The organism is Pumilibacter intestinalis (assembly GCF_943193005.1).
In the GTDB taxonomy this organism is placed as follows: Bacteria; Bacillota; Clostridia; order Christensenellales; family Pumilibacteraceae; genus Pumilibacter; species Pumilibacter intestinalis.
Genome location: NZ_CALPCH010000024.1, coordinates 1 through 25183 on the forward strand (window position 1 = coordinate 1; position 25183 = coordinate 25183).

Below are 25183 nucleotides of genomic sequence, written 5' to 3' on the forward strand. Positions count from 1 at the left end.
TGTGTGCCTGTCTCGGCGCCCGAGCGCGACAGCGCGAGGGTGACGAAAGCGGCGTAGCCGCTTTCGTCAGCTTTGCCGCCGCTTGTATCTGACAGGCACACACATTACGGTCAATTGCTCAATTTTAGGGTTAAAGCGTTCCCTTTCGCGATTGCCGATTTTCACTCAAAAACACTACAAATTTGCTGTTCAACTGTTTCGGATGCAGTAAGTGCGGCGCTACGGTGTATTGCGGTGCGGACGAGCAAAAACAACTTATGGGCAATAAGTATTTTGAAATAGACGGGCAAGAACTTACCGAGACGTTGAAAGCAATCAAATAAAATTTTATTCAAGACAAGCACACAAGCCAGTCGCACGCCGTCGCATGAAATTATATTTAGGTAACTAAAGGTAACACTGTATAAATTAATCTGATGAATTCATTTTTTGTTGCTACTGAGAGTGGGGTCTTGCAGTAAGGGAATGAGACGGTTTTGAGGAACGGAACCGTCGAGGATTTGGGCGTACAAGAGTTCGGTGGCAATGCAACCTATTTTGAAACCGTCTTGTACTATGCGTGCGGAGTTGAGTCCGATACTGCGGTTGAGCGTTTCGCCTTCGTTGTCTATGCAAAGCACTTCGTAGTCGCGGTTGATTTCTTTGCCGAGTTTCTTCATTGCTTGTATAAGCTGATAATAAATTTGCCCGCTGTTACAGACTATGCCCGTGATATTCGGGCGTTCGGAAAAGTATTGCAACATTTCGCTCGGGGTTGAGCCGGCGGCAAATCTCAAAATGTGAGAGTGGTAAATCTTTCTGTCGGCAAGCCCCTTTTTGAAACCTTCGATTCTGCTGCGAATGGACGATACGATATCGTTTAGCGAAATCATGCACACATTTTGATGACGCGCCGCCAAATATTCGGCGGATTTATAACCTATTTGATAGTGGTCGGAGCTTACACACGGTAGGTTGAGTCCCATGAGTATACGGTCTATGAGTACGGTTGGGAACTTATTCAGAGTGAGCGCGAGAATGCCGTTGTTGTAATTGTCCTCGTCGGTGGGCATTATCAAAATGCCTTTGCAGTTCATTCGTTTGGAAAGATTTATTGCCGCTTCTTCGCGCGAAGTTCTGCCTCCGGTGCAAAAGGTGAGAAGTTCGATATTGTTTTCGAGACAAAAGGCGTTGATGCCGTTGTAAATATTGCGGGGGAAATCGTCGGAGATGTTGGGACAGATAAATGCGAACAGCGTGCTTTGCGGATTTTCGGTAACCGTAGTTTCCGCTTGCGGAGACGCGAACGTTCCTTTGCCGTGTATTTTGTATATTGTTCCTTTTTGTTCGAGGTCGGCGAGCGCTTTGCGTACCGTGACTCTGCTTGCGTTGAATTTCAGCGCAAGCATATTTTCGCTTGGTAACATAAAATTCTTTATGTTACGGTTTTTCTCTATAAGTTCTTCTATATTATCCGAGATTACTTTGTATAAAGGGTCCGACACCGTATGGCTCCTTTCTTTTTTTGTTATATTATATCATACGGCGAACAAAAAGTCAATACAAGAAGTCGAAACTTATATAACTTGTCTTGCAATATTGGATAAATTGCGCGAAAATTAATACAAGATATACAAGATTTTGACGAAAAAGGCAGCAAATTAAAGGTTTGATATTGACAATATACTTTTTGACAGTGTATAATAAATACAAGATAAAATCAACTTGTATATCTTATATTTATATTGAGGAGGCAGAAATGAAGAAAATTGTTCCGGTTCTATTCGTGGCGATGCTCGCGGTAACGGCAGTGTTCACCGGTTGCGGCGGTGGGAACACCGAGGTATTGAAAGACGGCGATCATGCCGAACTTCGTCTTATGGCGGGCGGTACGCAGTGGCAAGGTACCTATCTCGAAAACCTTACGGATTTCGTAAACGATTTCAATGCGGGCAAGCTCGGCGAAGAGGCGAAAAACCTTAACGTAACGATTACGCTCGATCCCGTATCGGATATGGCGTCTACGTATCCCACGCGGCTTCGCAGCGCTTCGAGATATCCGCATTTGATGCTTTTCGACAGATTTAACACGCCCGAGTATGTAAATAACGATTTCATACTCGATTTGACCGATATGTTTGCCGAACGAAATGTGGACACCTCTTTGTATACCGATGCCGCAATGACGGAGATGCAAGTGAGCGGAAAAACGTACGGATTGCCCATAGACCTCGACTTGTGGGGCATATACGTAAATACGGATATGGTGGACAAATACAACAAGGACAAGAGCGATTCGGAAAAGATAACGCTCGATTCCGAATGGACGTGGACGGAATTTCTGTCTATAGCGAAGAAGCTTACCACGGGAAGCGGCGACAGCAAAGTAGCCGGATATTACACCGGAGATTTGCACGAACATTTCTACAAATATTTCCTTACGACGGGCGAAGATTTCCTTACCCCGTCGAATATCCCCAATATGGACACCGATGCAGCGAAAGCCGTTTTGGAGTTTTTCAAGGAAATGAAAGATTCGAACGTTTCCAAAAACGTGGAAGCAATAGGATTTCCGCGCGGACAAGTGGCTATGTACACGCAAGCCACGTACTACGCGGACTATATCAAAAGAATGAATCCCGACATGCATTATAAATTCATGCCCATGCCCAAGGCGGAGCGCAGCGGATATACATTCGGCGACGCGCAGAGCGGCGGAATGTTCGGCGGATTCGGATTGGTGGTGCCCAAGCCCATACAGAAAATCCGCGACGAAGTGTACGACAGCTATGTGAAACGTTCCGTTGATTTGCTCGAGTGGTGGACTACCGGCGAGGGTGCGCGTTATTGGGCGCAGTACACCGAAACCATGCCCGCGCTCAATTCCTTGCGCGCCGATGCCGAACTTATGAATACGCAAGTATTGCAAGACGCTGCGGCGCTTGTGAACAAGTATCAAATTCGCCCGCAGCTGCCGGGATATATGAATTATCAAATTTATACCGTAAATTCCAACGTGACGGCTTATCTCGACGGCACGAGAACGTTGGGCGATACGCTCGGCAGACTCAAAGACACTTCTTATCTTTTGGGCTGACGAGGGGGATCGATATGGAAATCGCGCTTCGCAAAACAAAAAAGAGTTTACGGCGCAAGCAGCATATAATAGGGTATTTGTTCCTTACCCCGACCGCCGTGCTGTTTACCGTATTTACGGTGATACCGTTTATCATGGCGTTTTATCTCGCGTTCCACAACTACAACCTTTTGGAAGTGAAGGAATTCGTGGGATTCGAGTATTTTGCGACATCGTTCAAGAACGCCGAATTCATGAAAGCGTTTCTCAATATACTGATATACGCCGTTATATTCGTACCGTTTGCGATAATCACGTCTTTGCTTGCCGCCGTGCTCGGCAATTCCCGTCTGCGCGGCGCAAAGCTTATGCGCGTTATATTCTATTTGCCGTCGATTACGGGCAGCATAGCCATGGCGTACGTGTGGCGGTGGATGTTCGATATCGACAGCGGCGTATTTAACGGCATACTCACGTCGATTGGATTGCCGGCGCTTCGCTGGCTCGATTCGCGCAGTTATTTCGTAATGGTGTGCGTGGTAATGGTCTCGCTGTGGAGCGGCGTGGGCAACAACATGCTCATATTCCTCGCGGCTCTCAAAGGAGTGCCGACCGAGTCGTACGAGGCGGCAAGGCTCGACGGCGCAAACGGATTTCAGACGCTTATACACATTACTCTGCCCGCGATAGCGCCGACTATGTATTTCATCACTACGATGAGCATAATAGGGGCTTTTCAAATGTTCGATCTTGTGTACGCAATGGTGCCGAGCGGCAGCATGGAATGGGCGCGCACGCCCGTAGTTATGCTGTACGAAATAGGCTTCACGCGGTTTAAGGGCGGACTCGGCAGCGCAATGAGTATCATTCTCTTCGGCGTGATAATGCTCTTCACGTTTTTGTTCCAACTCATAGTAAAGGAGGACAAAACGGTATGACGAAAGCTCTTTACAAAAAGCATACCGTGCGCGGAATAATAGGCAAAGTGTTGCTGTATGCATTTTTTGTCCTTGTTGCCGTGATAATGCTGTTGCCGTTTTATTGGTCGCTCGTGGCGTCGTTCCGTCCCGAAACGGAAAATCAAATGGGGTTTTCGCTTATTCCCAAAACGTTTACGTTATCGCAGTACGCTACGTTTTTCGAGAGAGTGGCGGACGTGGGCGCGGGAATTTCGGTGTTCGAGATATTCGGCAACACGCTGTTTATAGTGGCTTGCGTGATATTGCTCAGCTTGCTCACTTGTTCGCTCGGAGCGTACGCGCTCACGCATTTGCATTTGCCGGGCGAGAAAATCATTCTCAAGATCATGACGGCGTCCATGATGCTGCCGGGAATCGTTACATTGATACCCAGCTTTTTGGTGGTAGACTTTTTGGGACTTACCAACAATTTCGGAGGTGTGATAATTCCCGCGGCGTTCAGCATATACGGCGTGCTGTTTCTCCGTTCGTTCTTCAAGCAAACGCCTTCGGAAATGGCGGAGGCGGCGCGAATAGACGGAGCGGGAGAGCTGTACATATTCTTCCGCATATACTGTCCGCTCATTTTGCCCGGATTTCTCACGCTCGGACTGTTCACGTTCAATTCGAACTACAATTCGTTCTTGTGGCCGAGTATTGTGCTCGCGCCCGAGCAAATGACTTTGGGCATAGTGCTGCGCGAATTTCAGATGGTGGTATCGGACACGGGCGCTCTTATGGCGGGTGCGCTCATCACTTGCATTCCCACGTTCATCATATTCTTGGTGGGACAAAAGTATTTCATGGAAAACCTCGCGTTCAGCGGGATAAAATAAGGAGGGTAAATAATGATGGTAAAACACAAAACAGGATTTCGCATATTGTTGCCGCTGTTGATTGTTTTATGTTTGGCGGCGTGCGCACTGTGCGCGGTTCCATTGTTGGCGCGGGCGGATGACGCGGGCAATGTGACGCTTACGACGGAGTACGGGGCGAAGAAAGGCGAGTCCTTTGCGATAGGAAACAAATCGTATCAGAATTTCGAAAACGGATACTGCGAATATTTCCTACTCGGCGAAAACTATGCGGTGCGCAATTTCGCCAATCGAAACATAGACGCGCAAGGGAACGTGACGACGGTGGAAAAGAACGTTTATACCGCGAGAATTCTCGGTGCGAACATAGGCGAAAACGACGGTCAAAAGACTGCGGTTTTGAACACTACCGGAAAGGACGAAGACGGGGTGCGGCAAATGTTTGCCGATGCCATGGAACGTTCGGTTTCGGCGGGTTTCGGATTGGGCGTGCCTTGTTCGCCGATTAAGATTTGGAAGAATCTCATCATAATGGATTTCAAGTTGGGCGACGGCAAGTTCGCGTTCGGCGGCGATCGCGTAAACATGAGTTTTATCGTGTACAATCCCGCGGTGCAGCAAACGTTCGCGGTGAGCTGCTATTCGGTGGAATTCGTAAACAACGAACTGTTTCCGTACGGTTTGCCCAAAGCGGATGTAAAGAAAAACGGCTCGTTTAAGACGGCGGGCGGAAACGTGTCTTACGCGTTTATGCAAGAATTCGAAAACGGATTGATTTACACCACCGCCGACGGCTTGCCCGTGGGCGAAATAGGACTGCGTTACGACTCGGAAAAAGAAATATTCGTATCCGACGTGGCTCCTACCGTACCCAAGCAATACGGTGCGGAGAAGGCGCGGCGCACGGACGGCAACCGCACGTATATCGATTACGAAAAGGGCTGCGTGACGGCGTTACGTTCCGCAGAGGGCTATTGCACCTACACTCTTCATCCGGGACGCAATTTCGATTCGGATAACGCACCGCAACTTCTTTCGCTCGACAGCCTTATCAAAAAGAGCGATTTGCTTTTCGATACTTCGGTGAATTACGGTATAGAGATAGAAACTCTCCGCACCAAAATATACGACAAGATCACCGAGTATTATAACGCCGGCTATTTCCTCGGGTTCTTGGAAGATCGCTTCAAGCCCTGGAACGACATCGACGCCCAGCAGTTCATCTGGGGCGACAGCACCGCCGACCCGTTCAAGGAAGAGGGGCGCAAGCATGTGGCGGCGCTCGCGCTCAACAAACAGACGGGCAATTTGTGTTTGATGCGCGACGGCGTACTCGACGTGTGGCAAGACAATTACAAAGTGCTCGGATTTCCCAAAGCGAACGGAAAATATTATCCCGACCAAGGAATTTCCGTGCAAGAGTTCGACAGCGGATTTATAGTGACCGACGGATTGCAGTCTTATGCCAAAACGGGCATACGCCTCGAAAATTTTTTGGCGAACTACGATGCCGTCAAAGTGCCTACGCACGAAAAGGACGAAAGCAAAGGCTATATCGCCGAGGGTAGCGTGAACGTGACTTCGTCCGGCGGCGAAGAAGCCGGCTGTTCCGGTGCAATCGGCGGATTCGAATGCGCGGCGGCGGGCGTAGTTCTTGCGCTTGGCGCGGGGTGCATTGCGGCGAGAAGGAGGAGAGTAAAATGAAAAAATTCATGAAGAGAGTTTTGGGGATATTTATGTGTATGAGCATTGCTTTATCGGTATCCGCGTGCGGGAACGACGGCGGCGGAATCGAAGAAAAAGCGGTGAACACTTCGGCGGCGCGCGCGGCACAACTTGCCGATAACGTGTTCGATAAGTTTATAGAGCGCGATCTTTACGAACTCGACCGCGACGACGCGGAGTGGGAACTCAGCGTATTCGACGGCTACAATCATGCGGCGCAAATAGGCGACAGCGGCGCGAGCGTATGGCACTATACCGCCGTATACGCGCTTGCCAACAGGATGTATGCGGTATTCGGCGATACAGCCAAGGGCAACGAGTATAAAAAGCTCGTATACGACCTTTACGACGAACTGTCGTGGTATCGCGGAACGGGCTCGTTCGTGGAATTCACCGGCACGAGCGAACGCACCGTATACGGCGTGAACCGCTCCAATCGCGGCAGAAACAAAGCGGGTGTAGAGGGCGTGGCTAACGTGTACGACGACCAAATGTGGCTTATGCGCGAAATGTTCGAAAGTTATAAGCTCACGAACGACAAAAAGTTTTTGACCGAAGCCGAATACCTCGCAAATTACTGCATAGCCGGTTGGGACTGCTCGCTCGACGCGGACGGCAACGAATACGGCGGCATACTGTGGGGACCGGGATATCAATCGCGTCACACCTGTTCCAACGGACCTATCATTTCGCCGCTTGTGTGGCTTCACGAGGCGTATAAAGACAGCGACGAAACCATAGAGTATAAATATCAGAACGAGTTGCACGAGATTAAATCCGAGACGATGAAAAAATCGGATTATTACCTTATGTTCGCGAAGAAAGTATACAATTATACCATTCGCTATCTCAAAAAGTCTAACGATCTTTTCTACGACAACAAGGGATATAACGTGACCACTTGGCAACCTACGGGCGTGAAATATACGTTCTATACCGACGGCAAATATCAACCCGAGTCGCTCACGTACAATTCGGGCGCGCCGCTTTCGGGCGCGGTGGATCTGTACCGCGTGACGGGCGATAACGCATATCTCGAGCAAGCCAAAAAACTTGCGGCGGCGGCGTACGACTATTTCGGCGACAAAACTTTCAAAGAGGGGATTGTGCGCTACCCCACCGGCTCCATTACCACGTGGTTTAACTTTGTGCTCTACCGCGGCTTTGCCGACTTGTACAACGTGTGGCAGAGCGACGCCTCGCGCGAATACGTGAACTCGTTCCGCAATTTGGTAGACTATGCCTACGACAACTATTACCGCGATGGATTTTTGCCCCGCGATCTTGCCGGCGGTTGGCACGTGGGCTACGAGTACGACGATATCACCAACGTAATGGATGCGTCGAGCGCGGCGGAGACTATGGCTCTTGCCGCTCAGCTCGAAGCAAAACATCAAGAATTAAAATAATAAAGAGAGGGTAAAAAGATGAGTAAGATTTTGAAAAAAGCAATGATTTTCATGCTCGCGGCAATCATGGTTTGCTGTGCGGCAGTGTTTGCGGCATGCGACGACGATACCGATAATTCGGGCGGTACCGTAACCGAAAAATATACGATAGAGGGCGTAGTCGCTTCGGAGCTCGGTCCGATTTCGGGCGTGACGGTAAAACTCGGCAGCGAAACCAAAACCACCGGCTCGGCGGGCAGTTATTCTTTCGAGGTGAGCGCGGGCGAGTATACGCTTACGTTTACAAAGACCGGCTACACCGACGTGCAAAAATCGGTTAAAACCGCCGACGCCGTGAACGGCACGGTGAAACTCAACGTGTCTATGACGGTGCAAGAGAAAGAATATTTCGTTATCTCCGGCACGGTAAGCGGCGAAGAAGGCGCGATCGCAAACGCAACGGTGTCGGGCTCCGCGCTTTCGGAAACGGTGACTGCCGATGCAAACGGCGCGTTTACGTTGCCGCAGCTCGAAAAGAAGGGAAGCTACACCTTTACGTTTGCGGCGAGCGGCTACGTTTCCGCAGATAAAACAGTCAATGCCGCCGAGATCGAGGGCAGTGCGCATACGCTGAACGTGACGCTTGAAAAAATACCGGAGGAGCAACTTGCCACCGTATCGGGCGTTGTGACGGCGGATTATCCCGCTGGCGCGATCGACGGCGTGACGGTAAAGATCGGTACCACCGAGGTGAAGACCGACGCGAACGGCGCGTATTCCGTACAAACATCACGCGATGCTTGCACCGTAGAGTTTATCAAAAACGGATACGCCAAGGTGACGAACGAGGTTACCGCCGAGGAGCTTGCGGACGGCACGCATACGCTGAACGCAGAGCTTGTGCGCAACACCGTGCTTGCGGGCAAAACCAATGCCGCTCTCGTTGACGAATATGCTACGATGAATAATATCGCCGTATCGGGTCAGCTCAAAGATCAGATGCATGCCGCTAGTACTTGGAAAGAAGGCGGCGCGGAAGGCTCTGCGGCGGGAATTCTTTCCGAAGGCTACCAAATGGAGAGCAAGCAAGATAACGCAAACGATGATTACCGCAGATATGTTTACGGTAAAATGATCGTTTCGGCGGACAATAAGATCGTTACGCTCTATGGAAGAACATTCAGTAGTATTGCAACCGAATGCGCCGTAAAAGTCATTATACCCGACACGCTCGAAAGCAAACTTATAAAAGAGAAAACGCAAAATACCGAGTGGGCTACGCTCAATTCCAACACTACCGTATCGCTCACGTTCGATTTGAGCGAATATGTAGGCAAAAATATCATTCTTGCCATTGGCGTGCGCAAAGCCGCTCTTACCGTAGAACGTATTATATTCGGTCCCGGCGAATTCGTGTTCGGCAGAACTACGCAAGCCGAGTTTGAAAGTGCGAAAACGCTCGATTTGACGCAGAAGACTTCGTTTGAAAATGCGGAAATACGCAGTGCGTTCGATATAAACGGCAATATAGAAGGCAAAAATTCGGATAACGACTATGTGACTAAGAGCGCACGTTTCTATGCTTGCTACGTAGGGCAGAACACGGCGGCAGACGCAGACTTATTTATGTACGCCTATGCCAAAGTAAATATAACCGCGGCGAATGCGCGCATGTCGGTACGTTGGTATCGTGACAGAGCGCCCAAGCTGCGAGTGGAAGCGTATGACTCTGCCACAAAAGGGCTTATTAAGGCGTATGATTCGCTTTATAACGGCTCGGAGGAAAGAACAACGGAAAACGCACAAATCGATCTCACCGACTGCATAGGCAAAACCGTGGTGCTTGCGATCGGCATGACGAGCGGCGAGCGTTTGGATTTGCAGAAGATTTCGTTTGCCCGCTACTCATATACGCTGAAGGGTACGGTGACGTTGCCCGAGGGCGGTGAATACGATTTGTCCAAGGTATCGTTTAAGCTTAATAACGAATCGCTTACGAGCGGCGAGGACGGATTCACCTATACAGCCGCAAGCGGTGCATACGAGTTGGCTTTGACGGCGGACGCAACCGGCACGCTTACCGTTTCGTACGACAATTCCGATATTGCTGACGATACGCAAAAACTGCTCGGCGCAACCTATGCGCTTTCGGGTGCGGCAACGCAAGACGAGGTAACGCAAAATTTCGAATTGCAGCAAAATTCCAATGCGCCGCAAACTATAAATATCACATTGAATGCGGATACGGCGCTTACCGAAAATGACGCGGAAATTAAGCTCGGCACGCATGATTTTACGTATACGGACGGAAAGTGGTCGCTTGACAGACTTACCATGGCGGATGCGGTGGCGCTTGGCAACGTAACGATCACGCTGAAAGGCAAATACGCTAACATTTATGCGGATCCAAGCTTTACGCTCACCACTTCGGATTATTCGGGCGGTAGTGCGAATAAAGAAATAACGCTTAAAGAAAAAGACATTTTGCCCGGACTTACGTTCTCGCAAATGCAAAACGCGAAAACATTGGATTACGATTATTATCAGGGACACAGAGCGCACAGCATTCTTCGCAGTTTTGCTAAGAGTAATCCGCTTCGCAGTGAAGAACAAAACGAGGGCGATACCATTCGCGTTATAGAAAATTCCGCTAAGAGTGCATCCGAGTTCAACGGTTATATTTACGGTGTACGCACGATAAGTGAAGCGACAAAAACAATGACCGTGAATATGCGCACGCATGATACAAGCAACGATACGATTTTCGGCGTAATGGTGGTGGATTTGGAAAGCGGCGCACGCGCTCTTATAGGCGGTCTTCGCACATCGCGTCAAAATTCTTATAACGACGTTACGTTTGATTTGACCGAATATGTGGGTAAAAGAGTGCTCATTGCCACAGGTATATTCTACACCGATGAATGCACCCGTTGGGACGTTCAATATGTGATGCATCACATTCGTTTCTACAATCTTGAAAGCGATTGGGGAAGTACGGTGGATACGCTTGCCAGCAATTTGTTGAATAACACGGGCGTTGCGGGACAAAGTATAAATGATTTCGTGGGCTCCGCCAACGACAAAGATAAGAGCAATTATATCTTCTCGACATGGGGTACCGCGTCCAAGAATTTTGAGAGCGCGGATTATGAGTTGAATGCGGGCGAAGGTGCTCTCATCAAAACTCGCAACGACGAATGGAACGTGGAAAACTGCGTATTCCTCTACTCCAAGTTTTCCATTACTGCGCAAAACAACTATCTTCGCTTCAATGCGCGCGGATTCGGCGGCAACATGCCTGAACTTGCCGTAACCGTTTACAGTCTCGGGACAAACGGCGAAGTTGTTGAGAAAATCATTACACCCGATATTTCGGCTTTTGACCTTAACGGCAACCAAGTAACCGATATGGGTGGCGGTTGGATTAGCGGCAGTTGGAGTACCGACAATTATACGCAATTTAAGTGGGATTTGTCGGAATTCGAGGGGCAAGAAGTCGTGATTATGATCGGCTTGCGCAACACGCAAGGCGGAGAAAACAAAATTGCCATTCAGCAAATTCATCTCGAAGCCAAGCCGCAAGAAAGCAATCAAGAAAACAATTAAACTCTAAGGGCTGAAAAACAGTATGCAAACATACCGATGCGAAAAAATGCGTAAAGCGGTGGGAGAATTCGCCGAGAATATCGGCGATCCCCGCTTGCGCGAAATGTACCTAAAATGCTTTTTTTCCACGCTCGATACCACGCTTTCCGAGTCGGAGGGACTGCCGTTCGTAGTTACGGGCGACATTCCCGCCATGTGGCTCCGCGACAGCGCGGCGCAAGTTTTGCAATATATTCCGTACGCCGCAAAGTGCGAAGAAACGGCGGATCTTATACGCGGTCTTGCCGAGCGGCAGTTTAGGTTTATTGCGCTCGACCCTTATGCAAATGCGTTTAATCGAGAGCCGAACGGAAAAGGGCATACGGGTGATATTTGCGACGCATACAGTCCGTGGGTTTGGGAGCGCAAGTACGAGCTCGACTCGCTTATGTTTCCGTTTTGGTTGGCGCAGAAATATTACGAGAGCACGCAAGACTCGCGCATATATTCTCTTGCTTACGAGGCGGCGGCAAAAACCGCGCTGAATGTAATGACTACGGAACAGCGTCCCGAATCTTCGCCGTACCGCCACCGCCGTTACGGCGCGGGCGCGCATATCACCGACACGCTCATAAACTGCGGCAAAGGCGGAGTGTGCGGCTATACCGGCATGATACGCTCCGCTTACCGACCGAGCGACGACGCGTGCGTTTTCGGGTTCAACGTGCCCGAAAATATGTTTGCCTATGTATCGCTCGGCTGTATGGCGGAGGGATTAAATAAGCTCGGAAATACGGCGGACGCAGCCCGCGCCGAAAAACTTCGCGGCGAGGTGAAAAGCGGAATCGAGAAATTCGGCATTATAAACGAGGACGGAGAAACGTTTTACGCCTACGAGGCGGACGGGCTCGGCAACGCTCTTTTTATGGACGACGCCAACGTGCCGTCGCTCATGGCGGCTCCGTTTATGGGATTCTGTCCGCCCGATGACGCGCTGTACTTGCGTACGCGCAAAAAAATACTTTCGCATAGAAATCCTTATTGGTTCGAGGGAAGTGCGGCTTGCGGAGTGGGCAGTCCGCACACGCCGGACGGTTACGTTTGGCACATAGGACTGTGCGTGCAAGCTCTTACGTCGCAAGACGAAAACGAAATACGCACCGTTTTGCAAATGCTGCGCGATACCGACGCCGGCACGGGCTGTATGCACGAAGGATTCGATTGCGACGATCCGCGCAACTATACGCGCCCTTGGTTTGCTTGGGCAAATTCCATGTTCGCTTTGTGCGCGGCAAAAAATACGGAGGCACTGCGATAAAATGAAATATATCGATTATGTGAATATCAAGCAAGGTACGGATTCGCAAATGCGGTTTTCTAACGGGAACACGTTGCCGCTCACGGCTTTGCCGCATTCGCACGCTATGTTCGCGCCGCAAACAAATTGCTCGCGCGGGTCGTGGTACTATCATCCGGCGGATCACAGTTTCGAGGGGGTGCGGCTTACGCACCAAGCAAGCCCGTGGGTCAACGATTTTTCGTATTTTTGCTTTATGCCGCAAACCGACAGACTCATTGCCGATGAAAACAACCGTTGGTCGGGCTTCCGTCCCGCCGATGCGGAATTAAAACCGCATCGCATGAAAATGAAATTGCTACGCTATCGCACCGAGTTCGAACTTGCGCCCACCCAAACGGGTTGCATTATGCGCGTGAAAGTAGCCGAGAGCGCGGCAAAACCCGTGTTTGCCGTTCTGCCGTTCGATTTCGATACCCGTATCAATGTGAACGAAAATGAGCGCACGATAACGGGCTATACCTCGTCTTATACCAACGCGCCGTACCGCGACGATTTCAAAATTTATTTCGCGTTTAAGTTCGATTGCGGCATAAGCGGCGAAATGCGCGAACGCTCGGGTGAAAAGGCGGAAAGCGTGGGCGTGTATCTCGAAAAGCGCGAATATACCGTGCGGCTTGCCACCTCTTATATAAGCGAGGCGCAAGCAAGGCTGAACCTAAAGCGCGAAACCGAAAACGTGAACTTTGAGCAAGCCGAAAAGGCGGCGGCGGATAGGTGGGAAGACCTTTTGGGACGCGTTCGCATAGAAGCGGACGAAGAGATGATGCGTACGTTTTATTCTTGCATGTATCGCGCGTTCTTGTTTCCCAACCGTTTTTACGAAACGGATGCGAGCGGTAAAGCGATACACATAAATCCCGAAACTTTGGAAATAAAAGAGGGGGTATATTATACCAACAACGGTTTTTGGGATACATACCGCACCGTGTATCCGTTCTATTCTTTGGTTTTGCCCGAAATGCTCGACGAATTCGCCGAGGGATGGCTCAATATGTACGACGACCGCGGCACGCTTCCGCGTTGGCCCACGCCGTCCGAATTCAACTGTATGCCGGGTACGCTGATTGAGGCGGTTTTTGCCGACGGCATAGTAAAGGGATTGATAAGCGAGAAGAACGCGCGCCGCGCGCTCCGCGCCATGGTGAAGAATACCGAATTCGAGTCGCACGGCAGACTTATAGCGCGCAAATGCATAAAGGAATACGACACTCTCGGCTACGTGCCGTACACAAAGTGCAACGAGAGCGTGAACGAAACGCTTGACAGCGCGTATGGCGATTTTTGTATTGCCGCGTCCGCCCGTGCGCTCGGCGATGAAAAAACGGCGGAAAAGTATTTTAAGCGAAGCAAAAATTACCGCAATCTGTTCGACCCGAGCGAGGGATTCATGCGTGGTAAAGACGAATTCGGCAATTTCCGCAACGAGCCGTTCGACTGTTATTTGTGGGGCAAGGACTACACCGAGGGAAGCGTGTGGCAAAACGGATTCGCCGTGCCGCACGACTACGAGGGGCTTGCCGAACTATACGGCGGCAAGAAAGCCTTTTTGCGTAAGTTGGACGAACTGTTCGCATCCGAGCCTTTATACAGCATAGGCGGATACGGGCACGAGATCCACGAAATGACCGAAATGGCGGCGGTGGACCTCGGTCAGTGCGCCATATCCAATCAGCCGTCCTTCCATTTGCCGTTTTTATACGCCGAATTCGGCGACACGGAAAAATCGCACGCAATAGTGGAAAAGATCGTGCGCGAGCATTTCTCTTCCGCCGACGACGGCTATCCCGGCGACGAGGACAACGGCACGATGGCGTGCTGGTATCTCTTCGCCGTGCTCGGGCTGTATCCCATGTGCCCGGGCAAAGACACGTTTACCGTTACGCAGCCTATTGCAAAAGCGGCAAAGCTGTGTGCGGGCGGTCACTCTGTGGATTTGTGCGCGCGTCTGAAAGGCAAAAAGAAAATAAGCTATTCCGAACTTACGGAGAGTAAAGCGAAATGAAAATAATGACGTTTAATTTGCGTAATGCTATTGCAGATGACGGACACAACAGTTGGCGTTTTCGCCGCGATTTTGCAGTGGACTATATGCTCGCATCCAATGCGGATATTATTTGTATGCAAGAGGTCGTTCCCGCGGTAAAAGACGACCTTGCCGTTGCTCTCTCCAATGTATACGGTATAATTGGAGAGGGGCGCATGGCGGAAAAGCGCGATGACGACGAAATAAATCTCGTAGCATACAAAAAATCAGAATTTACGCTTTCTGGCAAAGAGCATTTTTGGCTCAGCGAAACGCCGCAAGTGCCCGGCAGCAGATATCCGACGCAATTATATTGGCCGCGCACTTGCACGCATGTAAGTCTCAAAAACAAGAACGGCGTGTATGAGGTGTACGCTACTCACCTCGATAACGCCGATCCGATAGCTCGCGAACGCGGACTCGGATTGATATTGCAAAAGGCGGGTACTGCGGGCAAAATTTTAGTTTGCGGCGATATGAACGACGAGCCGCAAAACGTGCATAAGTGGGTGGAAGGTAAACTTGCGGACTTGACCGAAGGCCTCGAATATACCTACAACGGATACGGCAAAGAGCGCAGTAAAATCGATTTCATCTTTGCGAGCCGCGACGTAAAAAAACTTTCAGACTGTGTTTGCGTGCCCGAAATTCGCGGAGATATTTACATCTCCGATCATTTCCCCTTATTTGTAGAAGCCGAATGAATTAAAGTGGATTTTATTTTGAATTTGCAAAACCGTAATGTGTGAGAAAGTCACAAAAGAATTTTAACAAACTCGGCAAAATCTGTCGAGTTTGTTTTATATGGTTACGCAAAAGAAACATATATGCAAAGCATACTTGATACGTTCAATCCAAGGAGAAAAAGGGATAAGTGACAATGATAGAAATTCAAAGCCTACCGTGTATCTATTGCATGTTTCTCCTATTTGTGGTATAATGGGCTGGAAAGAGCAAAAGAGGGCGAGTGTATGGAAAACAAAATTAAGGTATTCGAGAATAAGCAAGTACGCACCGTATGGGACGCCGATGCGGAAGAATGGTATTTTTCCGTTGTTGACGTGGTTGCCGTGCTGACGGATAGCGAAAATCCGCGAAAATATTGGAGCGTCTTAAAAACACGTCTTAAAAACGAGGGTAGTGAGTTGACTACAAATTGTAGTCAACTGAAATTGTAATCTTCGGATGGAAAGTATTATATGCAAGACGTTCTCGACACGAAAGGCGTATTGCGTCTTGTGCAGTCTATACCATCGCCTAAAGCCGAGCCGTTCAAGATGTGGCTTGCCGAGGTCACGACGACAACATTATCTCGACAAGAGCATCCTACGAGTTTTGAAGCGAGTAGAGACGTTGCCAAACGCGGCGGAAAAGTTGCCAATACGGCAAAAGAAGAATATGAGCGCACGACGGGCGTAAAAGCCGTATCTTCGCTTAACGCAAGCGATAAACCCGCGCTCGAAATACAAGCCCCGAAATCCGAAGACGATGAAGGGTAGCGAATCAAAATTGCCGGTTGCCTTTCAGTAATGAATAGAGTTAGTAAAAAAATTTTATATTAAAAAGCCGAGAGGAAAGCAAAAAAGTAAACTCCCGATGGTAATTTACCGCCGGGAGTTTTGTTATTGTTATATTGATTAGTTTCGTAGTTGCGCAAAGTTTAGAATGATTTAATAATATTATTATGACCATTTGTATGCTCAAACCCTTCCAAGAGACTTTCGAGAATAATGCCTTCCGGACCTTCGGGGATATTTTCCTTTACGGGAATGAGCCGAATTCCGTTTACTTTCAAAGTGTGCTTGTTCATAGCGAGTTCGTATTTGTTTCTGCCGAACCGATCGGTTTTGTAAACCAAAACGTAATCCCACGCTCGCTTATTGCTGTCTTTAAGCATACGCTGAAACTCGTTTCGTTTGTCGTTTGTACCCGTCATAGCGCGGTCGATGTACGTGTCTAAGATAATGATGTCATGGCGCTCGGCATATTCGTTGCAATCCCGAAGTTGCCCTTCGATAGACTGTTCCGTTTGCCTATCCGATGAATACCGAGCGTAAATCACAGCCGTTTTCATAAAATACCTCCGTTTTTGAAAGTAGTATAAACGTCAAACTCGACACCTTCTGTCGAGTTCAAAAAAATATTTATACTTTTTCAGCTCATTCGTCTTTCGACGGAAAACGAAAGGGCGGAAAAAGTCGCGCCGTCAAAGATAAGCGAAAAAAGCATTGTCGTTAATAGCTGTGCAATTCATATTTTCAGCAACGCTTTTTTCCCTTTGACGAATAAAGCAAATATGACAAGAAAGGAAAATCGGCGCAAGACTTTTTCCGCTACAACCATAAGTCGAAAGACGAATTCTTTTATTTATATACCGTTGTTGCTACCTTATGAAACCTTGTGTTATTCTTTGACCGTTTATGTGCTTTCGATGTGACCGACAAACGAAATATATTATGCTACACTCTACGGCATGGAGGTAAATGGATATGGTGGAAAATACACAAAAGGAAAGAGTGATCATAACAAACGGAGTACCGGATTTATCTTTAATGCCGCCCGACGTTTTGGATATGATAGCGGCGGTATTGGAGCTGAATATAGAAAAAGCTGTCGACGAAACTAAAAAAAGTTAAAAAGTATTTCAAAGTCGACAAAAGGTGTCGAGTTCGCTTTATATAATTGCGCCAATGAAATTCGGAAGGCGGTAAAAAGCGGGTGACGGTCAATGAACGGCGCAACAAAATACTCGAAAAGCTGTGCGTTCGCAGACACGACACAAGAGAAAATCTTGCTGTCGAGTTCGGCGTGAGCAAGCGCACAATCGAGAGAGATATTTTGGTGCTTTCATTGGAATATCCGCTGAATAACGCCCGTGGGAACGGAGGCGGCATTTATGTAGAAGATTGGTATAGAACGGACCCAAATATCTGACGGACGAGCAGTCGGCATTGTTGGAAAAATTGGCGAACGGGCTATCCGGCAACGAATTAGTCGTTATGCAAGGCATACTCAAGACATTCAAATTAAACAAATACTATTGGGAGGGCAAGAAATGACGATCGAAGAAGTAAAAGCGGATCTTAGGGAAATTCAGTATTATTACGCGCATGCAAAAGAGTTTGAGGGCGCGACGAAAATCATAGGAAAAAACTCTATTGAGGAAAAGACGGAGAAATACAATGCGGCGATACGTAAAGCGCCGTCACGCTTGTATTACATATACCTTTCTTTATATATCCATTTTAACACGCAAACGGTGGCGGCGTTGGATATGGACTACTCGGTGGGGCATGTAAAGCGGTTAAACCGCGAGCTGTGCGAGTTTTTTGCAAGGGAGCTGGGTAACGAATGAAAGAGTACGTATATAGGTTTGTAGACGGCACGAAAAGCGTAGTTGCGGTAGAGGATAAACTTTTTGCGTTTTTGAAAGACATGGATAAAGCGGAGAAATACGGCAACCGCAAGGAAACAAGGCGGCATGTATCGTTGGACGAGCTAAGGAAACACGGCATTGACGTACCCGTATTCGACGAGCATACTTTCGGAGAGCTGTTTGCGAATTTACCTAACGAGGAGCTGTTCAAGTCGGTGAAAAACCTTGCCGCCGAGCAAAAGGAATTGCTACAAAAAGTGTTTTACGAGCGGAAAAGACTGAAAGAAATAGCGCGGGAACAAAAGGTAACACCGCAGCTCATATCGTGGCAACTGCGTACAACTTTGGAACAATTGGGGACAAAAAGGTAACATTTATTTGTTTTTTGCTCATTTTCGAGGCTATAGGTGTAGGGGTTATGTAATCCCGTTATCCGTTACACGGTGCGAAAAGGAAAGAGCGATTGAGAATAAGCGTTTATTAAGTAAGGTGGCCGCCTGACGCTCATTCTATCGACAAAGCAATACGGTAATGCGCCATTGTAAACGGGTATTAAGACTAAAAATTGCGAGGTAAGAACAAATGGCAGAATACAACAAAGAGCGACGGTGGACGACGCCCTCGAAACGTGCGGCAAGTTACGTGGAAGAGAGGCGTGCCAAAGTGCATATGCACGGGCAAAAGGAAGGTAAGCCGCTTTCGGACTACGAGGCGGGGCTGCGTTCGGGCTACTTGCAGTGCCAAAGCGATCATGCGGGACTGTTCCGTTACAAGCAAGCTATGGACGCGGGGCTGAGTAAAACCGAGGCGAAGAAGTATTCGAGGGAAAAAGGCACGAAATTGCCGAAGGGCAAGGGCGGCAAAAAGACCGCCTAATTTGAGAACGCATTCATCCCGCCATACGGGCTACGTGCGGCGAGATTGCCTCGGTCACGTACGTTTATGTACGCTCCCGTCGGCAACTCGACGCCTGTTGCCCGTCTAACGCGCGACTGCGTTCTCAAAAAAATCAACAAACCAACAAAAAAACAGGAGGAGAAAAAATTATGGCAAACAACAAGAATCAGCTCAAGGTGGAGAAAGGTACTTTTGAGTATAAGGGCAAAACGTACGACGAGTATTATATCTCGGGCAACGTGCGCGGCAGAGACGTGAAGATAAAACTCGCGCCGCCGGACAAGAACGATAAGGGCGGCTACACCGTTTTGGACATTGTGTTCGGAGACGAAACACACGCGGATTTCGTGACCGAGCCGTTCGAGTTCAAGAACGCCGAGGGGAGCGTTATATCCGGCGAGAGATTTCTCGTTCGCACGGTGGACAAGGATACGGGCGAGGTGTACGAATGCGCCGTTAAACCCGCGCGCAAGTCGGACAAGACCTTGCTTGCCATGCTGATGAGATAAACGAGGTGCCTATGCAAGTTACCAAAAAGAAAATAGGTATCGTGGCCGTAATTGCGGCGCTGTTGCTTACGGCAATCGTAACTTGCTTGCAGCTGTCGGGCGTGTGGGACGCAAAAGCGGCGGAGTGCGGCGAAACCGTATCTGTGCCGATGTATGCAACTTCAAACGAGCAGATTGCTTTGTCGGACAACAACGACTACCAAGAGTATTCCAAAACGTATGAGAGCGGTACCACGCATATCCGCAATTCGCTCAATTTCCGTACATGGTATTCTAAGCGCCCGTCCGCCTTAAAAGAATGGACGTATACGGTAAAGCTGAACTTCGAGTGTAAGCAGACGACTTGTACAACGAGCGGTAAGGAGTTCGGGTTTACATACGGATTAGTGTACCAAGAAGACGAATATATAGACGAGGGCGACGGCGAATACAGCACGTATTCTTTTGACGCAAATTCCATACGCGTAAAGAATAATTTCTCGCATACGCAGGAACTGTGCTCGCGATGCGACAGTAACGCCACGACCAAGTTTTCCGAGTATACGTCCGAGCAGTTTGGATATACCCATACCCACGGTAAGCCGTACGATTACGTCATTTTCACGCTGACGGAAAGTTCTTTCACCTTAACGATCGAAAATGCGACCACGCACCAAAAGACAGTGGTCGGCACGTTTAATACGGAATCCGACGTATATAAGCAAGCGTTCTATATACTCAATAAATACGCGCTTCTCGAAGTGTACAGCGACAGCAACGATACCACGTTCAGTCCTTTGCGGCAAAAAGCAACGGTGGTGGAAACCATGGTAATGGACGCACGCGTGCCGGTAGCGCTTCCCGAAAATCCGGCCAAAGAAGGGCACACCTTTACGGGTTGGTATTACGGCACGCAAGCCGAGCACGGCGAGAACTGCCGCGCGTATGCCGGAGAGCCTATATATTCGGACACCGCATTGCACGCGCACTTTAACATTAACCGCTATACCGTGACGTATCACAGTAACGGCGGCGAGGAAATAAGTTCCGAAACGGTGGATTGGAACACCGCGGCGTCTGCGCCTACGCCCGAGCGTATAGGGTACAACTTTCTCGGCTGGGCGTTGGCAGACGGCAGCGTGTATAACGGCACGGGAATTAAAGAGGACACCGTTCTCGAAGCCAAGTGGGAGATAAAGATATTCACGGTGACGTTTTATGCGGATGGTAACGAAACGTATGCTACACTCGAAGTACCATACGGTACAACGCTTGCGGCGGCAATGGAACAAGCCGAGCTTAGTGCGTTTAGCGCCATGTCGGTCGAGCACGTAAAACTGAGTAAGCAAAATTCAACCATAACCGAAGATACGCAAGTGCTTGTGTCCGAGCTGAGCGGTTGGAAGAGATACGGGAATTTCGTGGCGAATAACCAATGGTATACTTGGACGGCAATTGGTGTGTTTTGCGCGTTGTTAGCGTTTACGGCATTTTCCATAGTGAAGTTCGTAAAAGGACGGTAAGAGATGACGAACAGACAAAGTATAAAGAACGTGTTATATACCGCGGCTTTGGCTTTGTTCATGTTATTGTTTGGTTTGATAGGCGGGCGGCAAGAGCCGTCCGCTTTTGCCGAAGAACGGGCGTATACCAACGTGCTTGCGGACTTGCAAAAAGACGAAACGTTCAGCGTCATAAACTACTCCGAAATAATAGATCCCGAAAATGAGCTGTACGGCACGGTGCAAGTCATACAAATAGCGGAAAGCGAAAGCGGCGAACTGTTCTTGTATACATACCAACCGAGCAATAAAGCGAAATTTTTTATTGCAACCGAAGTGAATATGTCATTGTCCGAAACAGCGGACGGGACAAGCCTATTCACGCTTGCTTTGCTAAATTCCAACGGCGTGTTTTGTAAGTACCGCGTGAACGGCGTGATTGTGTCGAATGATACAATGCGCTACTACAATATTTCGAGTATATACCGAGATTGGGATAAAGACATGGACGGAGAGTCGGATAACGGAAACACCAAGAACGCCGTTGCGTTTGCAGTAGGGAAAGTCTTTAAGACGGAAACGGCGGACGGCGACGTAAAGTACAGCGTTAAAAACGTAAACGTCATTCAAATAAAGAATCCGTTTGCGGGGTATTTGCAGTATTGGGACGGACTGCATTGGGATTATATAAACGGCGGGAAATATACCGACGTGCATTTTATAGCCTTCGATACGGATCTGCCCATAGACACATTGCAAGAAGCGGACGTTTCGTATTACACGCAGCCGTACACATGGCAAACGGGGAACGGCTATACATACGGGAATAAATCCGAAATGCAGTATCTGCCGCTTACCGGCGAGCAAGAGGGAGGAAACGCGGGAGACGGTTTTCTCGGCGTCAAATACACTTGGAAACGCATACAGCGCTCCGAAGATTTCAATAAGGCTGTGAACTTGGACGAAGCGGCAAGCAGTGAAGTAAGCAAAACGAAATGGGTGCTTGTATTCTTGGAAACGGCGTATACGGAACGGCAAATAGATACGTTCGGCGGCAGACAAATCACGAGAACGGGTACGAGAGTGTCTGAAGTCACAATACTGCGGCTCAAATTCGTAACGGCGGGAAAGACGTATGATCTCGGAACGGTGTCGGATAAAGTGACCGAGGGGAACAACCCGAGCGGCGGTGCGCACGAGCTCGGTTGGTTGGATTTACTGTGTAAGTGGTTAGAGCAAGTGACGGGCGTGCCCGCGCTTGTATGGAAGATCATTATTTGTGCGTTGCCGTTCATTATTGCGCTGCCTATACTCGCAACGGTATTTCCCATTGTGGGGCAAGTTCTGTTGTGGATAGTAAAGGGGATAGGCGTAGCGTTTGTGTGGCTGTGTAAGGGTATATGGTGGCTTATATCCTTGCCGTTCCGTGGTATAGCCGCGCTGATACGAAAGATACGGGATAAGGAGGACTGACCGATGATTACGATTATCTTCGCACCGCCGAGAACGGGTAAGACGTGCTTTATGACACATATAGCGCATGAAACGGCTTTCGACTATGAACGCAATAAACGAATGCGGCGGGAGATTTTAAGTAAGCAAGCCAATGGGTTTAATAATCTAAAAACTGTGCCCGCGCATTGTGTGTCCGCAAATTATGATATGATTTTTCACAAGTACCGTTACAGTCCGCGTTTCAGTAGACGTATAAACCCGTATAGGCTCGGGTTTGCAAACCCGTTTGTGGAAACGCATTTCAATTTACCGTTCGAATGTATTTTCATTACCGAAGCGCAAAAGTATCTCAATTCTCGCATGAGTATGTACTTTCCGGATTGGCAGTCGAGGTGGTACGAACAGCACGGGCATAACGATTTGGATGTTTGGCTCGACACGCAAAGGCCAATGCTAATAGACGTAAACATACGTGAACTGTCGCAGTTCGTGGAAATACTGTCTTTGGAGTTTTCGTATAACGGCTACAGTCGGATAAACGGTTTGCGTTGGTACATTCGCCGCATAGAGAACAGCAGTCTTTTCGATAGGTACATTTCAAGCGGCAAGCAGGATAAGTCTTGCTATACCGAAGAAGTCGTAACGGCGGATTACAATGTGTTCGATTGCTACGACAGTCAGTGCTGTAAGCCAAAGTTTTACGACGGACATTTTACCGAAAACTATGATTATTCCGTCGCCAAGCCTACCGAGCAGACGCGAGAAGGATATATGCGTTACTTAGCCGAGAATGACAACGAATTGCCCGAAGGGTACTACCAAAAGAGGAGTAAAGTCGCATGATAAACTACAACAAAAACAAGCTCATCAACGAGTGCCTATCTAAATATTACGAAACGTTTGCACACACGCTCGACACCGCCGACTTCGTTCCCGAGCAGTATAACGATAGGATATTGGCATATATTTTCAAAAATATGCGTAAGGCATTTAAGCGGTTGGATCGGGAAGATAAGCGGTTTCAAAAAGCGTTTCGGAAGAAAGCCAAAGCCAAAATTAAAAAAAGAAAAGGAGGGTTATAAGCGTGGGATTTTTTACGTTAAGGCACAAGAAATTAGCTAAAAAATATTCGCTAAGCGAACTGAAAGACGGCTACCGTTACAGCGAAAACGAACTGAAAGAAGCCGCCGAGAACGGCGATATTAAGGCGTTCAAACGCGCCATGAAAGTACACGGCAATTTCGAGTACGCTATGCTTTACAAGAATACGCCGGAATATAATAAACGGCGTAAGTGATTTATTTAGACGGTTATTCTCACGCGAAAAAGCAATATGGGATTTAGGGAAACCAAGATATATTTTGACGGCAGTCACTACATAGCGATACCACATACCGAGCGCAAAACTCGCTATCGCCCGAAACCGAAAGAGGAAGAAATAACCGTCGTGGAAAAGGAAAGCTCTGCCGCCGATAACGCGGCAGAGGGTTTCTTTGCCGATGAGAGAGAGGAAACGGCGTCGGACGAGCAAGTTATAGAAAATCATAGTGACGCGCCGCAAACGGAAAGTGAGTCGCTTAAAACCGTGCGGCAAATGACGAAGAAAGAACTATTCGAGGAATTATACGGAAAATATATTGATATCCCTATACGGGAACGACATTTCAAGGTTATGGACGGTATGGAACCGTACTTTGACACGGTAGAAGAACTGAAATGGTATGTGGATTTGGGATTTGATAGAAAGGCGAGGAATATGCGCGAGCGGCGCATTCGCATGATACGTAAGGCATATTTAGCAGGCATAAACTATTTTTGTACGTTTACGTACGACGATAAAAAGCATACGGAAGACAGCTTCCGAAAAGGTTTGCAAACGTGTTTACGGAATTTATGCTACCGCAAGGGATGGAAGTATATGGGGGTATGGGAACGTTCGCCGGAAAACAAGCGATTGCATTTTCACGGCTTATTCGCCATACCCGAAAATAAGACGGTGGGAATACTTTTCGAGAAAACGGATTACAGCTTGAAAACGCATAAAATGCAAACGACCGTACAAAACACGTATTTTAACGAGAATTTCGGCAGATCGGATTTCGAGCAAATACTTCCGACGGAGAATACGCTCGAGAACGAACTCGCGTATTTGATGAAATACATAGAGAAAGACGGCGAAAAGATTGTATACAGCAAAGGCTTATACCAATACTTCCTATCCGACATCATGGACGAGGACATAGTATGCACGATAGGACAAGAAGATAAAAAACTATTGCTTTTTGACGATTTCAACTGCTGGGACGAAGGCGTATATATGGGCATCGTGAGCCGAGAAGTGATAGCGCAAATGCGAAAGAGTAACTGAAAATACGACAACAAACCGCGGGCGAGCACGACAAGCCCCGCGCGTGCCGCCCGCGGTTGTCTGTTGCGGTTGCGCTTTCGGTGTGCCAACAGCGAGAAAAACGGGGTTTGTATATTGAGTTCTTGGGTTCTTTCGGTGGTGTGTTCGGTCGGTGGCGCGTGTGCTTGGCTGGGCGAGCGTAGCGAGC

Annotated in this window: 26 protein-coding genes; 24 read left to right on the plus strand and 2 right to left on the minus strand. The window is 48.5% G+C overall.

Annotation, left to right across the window (positions count from 1 at the left end):
- Positions 1 to 182: 182 nt before the first annotated feature.
- Entirely contained in the window at positions 183 to 323 is a 141-nt protein-coding gene (locus NFR55_RS09285; protein WP_251548474.1) for a hypothetical protein, read from the plus strand.
- A gap of 99 nt (positions 324 to 422) precedes the next feature.
- Here the strand turns inward: NFR55_RS09285 and NFR55_RS09290 are convergent, their stop codons facing one another.
- A complete protein-coding gene (locus NFR55_RS09290; RefSeq protein ID WP_251548475.1) occupies positions 423 to 1484 on the minus strand; it encodes a GntR family transcriptional regulator in 1062 nt (353 codons plus the stop codon).
- Positions 1485 to 1738: 254 nt separating this feature from the next.
- Between NFR55_RS09290 and NFR55_RS09295 the strand changes: the two genes are divergently transcribed.
- From NFR55_RS09295 to NFR55_RS09345, 11 genes are all read left to right on the plus strand, one after another.
- The gene (locus tag NFR55_RS09295) at positions 1739 to 3076 is read left to right on the plus strand and encodes an ABC transporter substrate-binding protein (RefSeq protein WP_251548476.1); all 1338 of its coding nucleotides are present in this window, start codon (positions 1739 to 1741) and stop codon (positions 3074 to 3076) included.
- A 14-nt stretch (positions 3077 to 3090) separates the two neighbouring features.
- Positions 3091 to 3993: a carbohydrate ABC transporter permease gene (locus NFR55_RS09300; protein ID WP_251548477.1), complete on the plus strand. Its 903-nt coding sequence runs from the start codon at positions 3091 to 3093 to the stop codon at positions 3991 to 3993.
- A complete protein-coding gene (locus tag NFR55_RS09305) occupies positions 3990 to 4850 on the plus strand; it encodes a carbohydrate ABC transporter permease (protein ID WP_251548478.1) in 861 nt (286 codons plus the stop codon). Before NFR55_RS09300 ends, NFR55_RS09305 begins: the two co-directional genes overlap by 4 nt.
- Before the next feature lie 12 nt (positions 4851 to 4862).
- Positions 4863 to 6533, plus strand: coding sequence for a hypothetical protein (locus tag NFR55_RS09310; RefSeq protein ID WP_251548479.1), 1671 nt, complete (start codon positions 4863 to 4865; stop codon positions 6531 to 6533).
- Positions 6530 to 7963, plus strand: coding sequence for a glycoside hydrolase family 76 protein (locus NFR55_RS09315; RefSeq protein ID WP_251548480.1), 1434 nt, complete (start codon positions 6530 to 6532; stop codon positions 7961 to 7963). The genes NFR55_RS09310 and NFR55_RS09315 overlap by 4 nt, the downstream gene beginning before the upstream one ends.
- 18 nt (positions 7964 to 7981) lie before the next feature.
- On the plus strand, positions 7982 to 11548 hold the full coding sequence (locus NFR55_RS09320; protein WP_251548481.1) for a carboxypeptidase-like regulatory domain-containing protein: 3567 nt from the start codon (positions 7982 to 7984) through the stop codon (positions 11546 to 11548).
- 46 nt (positions 11549 to 11594) lie between these two features.
- Complete coding sequence (locus NFR55_RS09325; protein WP_251548482.1) at positions 11595 to 12845, plus strand: glycoside hydrolase family 125 protein; 1251 nt, start codon at positions 11595 to 11597, stop codon at positions 12843 to 12845.
- 1 nt (position 12846) lies between these two features.
- Positions 12847 to 14889, plus strand: a complete 2043-nt coding sequence (locus NFR55_RS09330; RefSeq protein WP_251548483.1) for a GH92 family glycosyl hydrolase — start codon at positions 12847 to 12849, stop codon at positions 14887 to 14889.
- Entirely contained in the window at positions 14886 to 15614 is a 729-nt protein-coding gene (locus NFR55_RS09335; protein WP_251548484.1) for an endonuclease/exonuclease/phosphatase family protein, read from the plus strand. The genes NFR55_RS09330 and NFR55_RS09335 overlap by 4 nt, the downstream gene beginning before the upstream one ends.
- Positions 15615 to 15881: 267 nt before the next feature.
- On the plus strand, positions 15882 to 16088 hold the full coding sequence (locus NFR55_RS09340; protein ID WP_251548485.1) for a BRO-N domain-containing protein: 207 nt from the start codon (positions 15882 to 15884) through the stop codon (positions 16086 to 16088).
- Between the two features lie 21 nt (positions 16089 to 16109).
- Positions 16110 to 16409 (plus strand): Bro-N domain-containing protein, encoded by a 300-nt coding sequence (locus NFR55_RS09345; RefSeq protein ID WP_251548486.1) that lies wholly within the window; start codon positions 16110 to 16112, stop codon positions 16407 to 16409.
- Between the two features lie 161 nt (positions 16410 to 16570).
- On the opposite strand, the gene NFR55_RS09350 is transcribed toward NFR55_RS09345, so the two are convergent.
- A complete protein-coding gene (locus tag NFR55_RS09350) occupies positions 16571 to 16984 on the minus strand; it encodes a recombinase family protein (protein ID WP_251548487.1) in 414 nt (137 codons plus the stop codon).
- 415 nt (positions 16985 to 17399) lie between these two features.
- Here NFR55_RS09350 and NFR55_RS09355 point away from each other — a divergent pair, with 415 nt between their 5' ends.
- The 12 genes from NFR55_RS09355 to NFR55_RS09410 all read left to right on the plus strand — a co-directional run bounded on the left by NFR55_RS09355 (position 17400) and on the right by NFR55_RS09410 (position 24996).
- Positions 17400 to 17546 (plus strand): hypothetical protein, encoded by a 147-nt coding sequence (locus tag NFR55_RS09355; RefSeq protein WP_251548488.1) that lies wholly within the window; start codon positions 17400 to 17402, stop codon positions 17544 to 17546.
- Between the two features lie 82 nt (positions 17547 to 17628).
- A complete protein-coding gene (locus tag NFR55_RS09360) occupies positions 17629 to 17844 on the plus strand; it encodes a DeoR family transcriptional regulator (protein ID WP_251548489.1) in 216 nt (71 codons plus the stop codon).
- A 121-nt stretch (positions 17845 to 17965) separates the two neighbouring features.
- Positions 17966 to 18265 carry a hypothetical protein gene (locus NFR55_RS09365; protein WP_251548490.1) on the plus strand — a complete coding sequence of 100 codons (300 nt, stop codon included), beginning with the start codon at positions 17966 to 17968 and terminating at the stop codon, positions 18263 to 18265.
- Positions 18262 to 18657 carry a sigma-70 RNA polymerase sigma factor region 4 domain-containing protein gene (locus tag NFR55_RS09370; RefSeq protein ID WP_251548491.1) on the plus strand — a complete coding sequence of 132 codons (396 nt, stop codon included), beginning with the start codon at positions 18262 to 18264 and terminating at the stop codon, positions 18655 to 18657. The genes NFR55_RS09365 and NFR55_RS09370 overlap by 4 nt, the downstream gene beginning before the upstream one ends.
- A 211-nt stretch (positions 18658 to 18868) precedes the next feature.
- On the plus strand, positions 18869 to 19162 hold the full coding sequence (locus NFR55_RS09375) for a hypothetical protein (protein ID WP_251548492.1): 294 nt from the start codon (positions 18869 to 18871) through the stop codon (positions 19160 to 19162).
- A 170-nt stretch (positions 19163 to 19332) separates the two neighbouring features.
- Positions 19333 to 19692, plus strand: a complete 360-nt coding sequence (locus tag NFR55_RS09380) for a hypothetical protein (protein ID WP_251548493.1) — start codon at positions 19333 to 19335, stop codon at positions 19690 to 19692.
- A gap of 11 nt (positions 19693 to 19703) precedes the next feature.
- A complete protein-coding gene (locus NFR55_RS09385) occupies positions 19704 to 21194 on the plus strand; it encodes an InlB B-repeat-containing protein (protein ID WP_251548494.1) in 1491 nt (496 codons plus the stop codon).
- Positions 21195 to 21197: 3 nt separating this feature from the next.
- Positions 21198 to 22646, plus strand: a complete 1449-nt coding sequence (locus NFR55_RS09390) for a hypothetical protein (RefSeq protein ID WP_251548495.1) — start codon at positions 21198 to 21200, stop codon at positions 22644 to 22646.
- A 189-nt stretch (positions 22647 to 22835) separates the two neighbouring features.
- Positions 22836 to 23471, plus strand: a complete 636-nt coding sequence (locus NFR55_RS09395; protein ID WP_251548496.1) for a hypothetical protein — start codon at positions 22836 to 22838, stop codon at positions 23469 to 23471.
- The gene (locus NFR55_RS09400; protein WP_251548497.1) at positions 23468 to 23710 is read left to right on the plus strand and encodes a hypothetical protein; all 243 of its coding nucleotides are present in this window, start codon (positions 23468 to 23470) and stop codon (positions 23708 to 23710) included. The genes NFR55_RS09395 and NFR55_RS09400 overlap by 4 nt, the downstream gene beginning before the upstream one ends.
- Before the next feature lie 2 nt (positions 23711 to 23712).
- Positions 23713 to 23925 (plus strand): hypothetical protein, encoded by a 213-nt coding sequence (locus NFR55_RS09405; protein ID WP_251548498.1) that lies wholly within the window; start codon positions 23713 to 23715, stop codon positions 23923 to 23925.
- A gap of 36 nt (positions 23926 to 23961) precedes the next feature.
- Positions 23962 to 24996 (plus strand): rolling circle replication-associated protein, encoded by a 1035-nt coding sequence (locus tag NFR55_RS09410; protein ID WP_251548499.1) that lies wholly within the window; start codon positions 23962 to 23964, stop codon positions 24994 to 24996.
- The last annotated feature ends 187 nt before the right edge of the window (positions 24997 to 25183 follow it).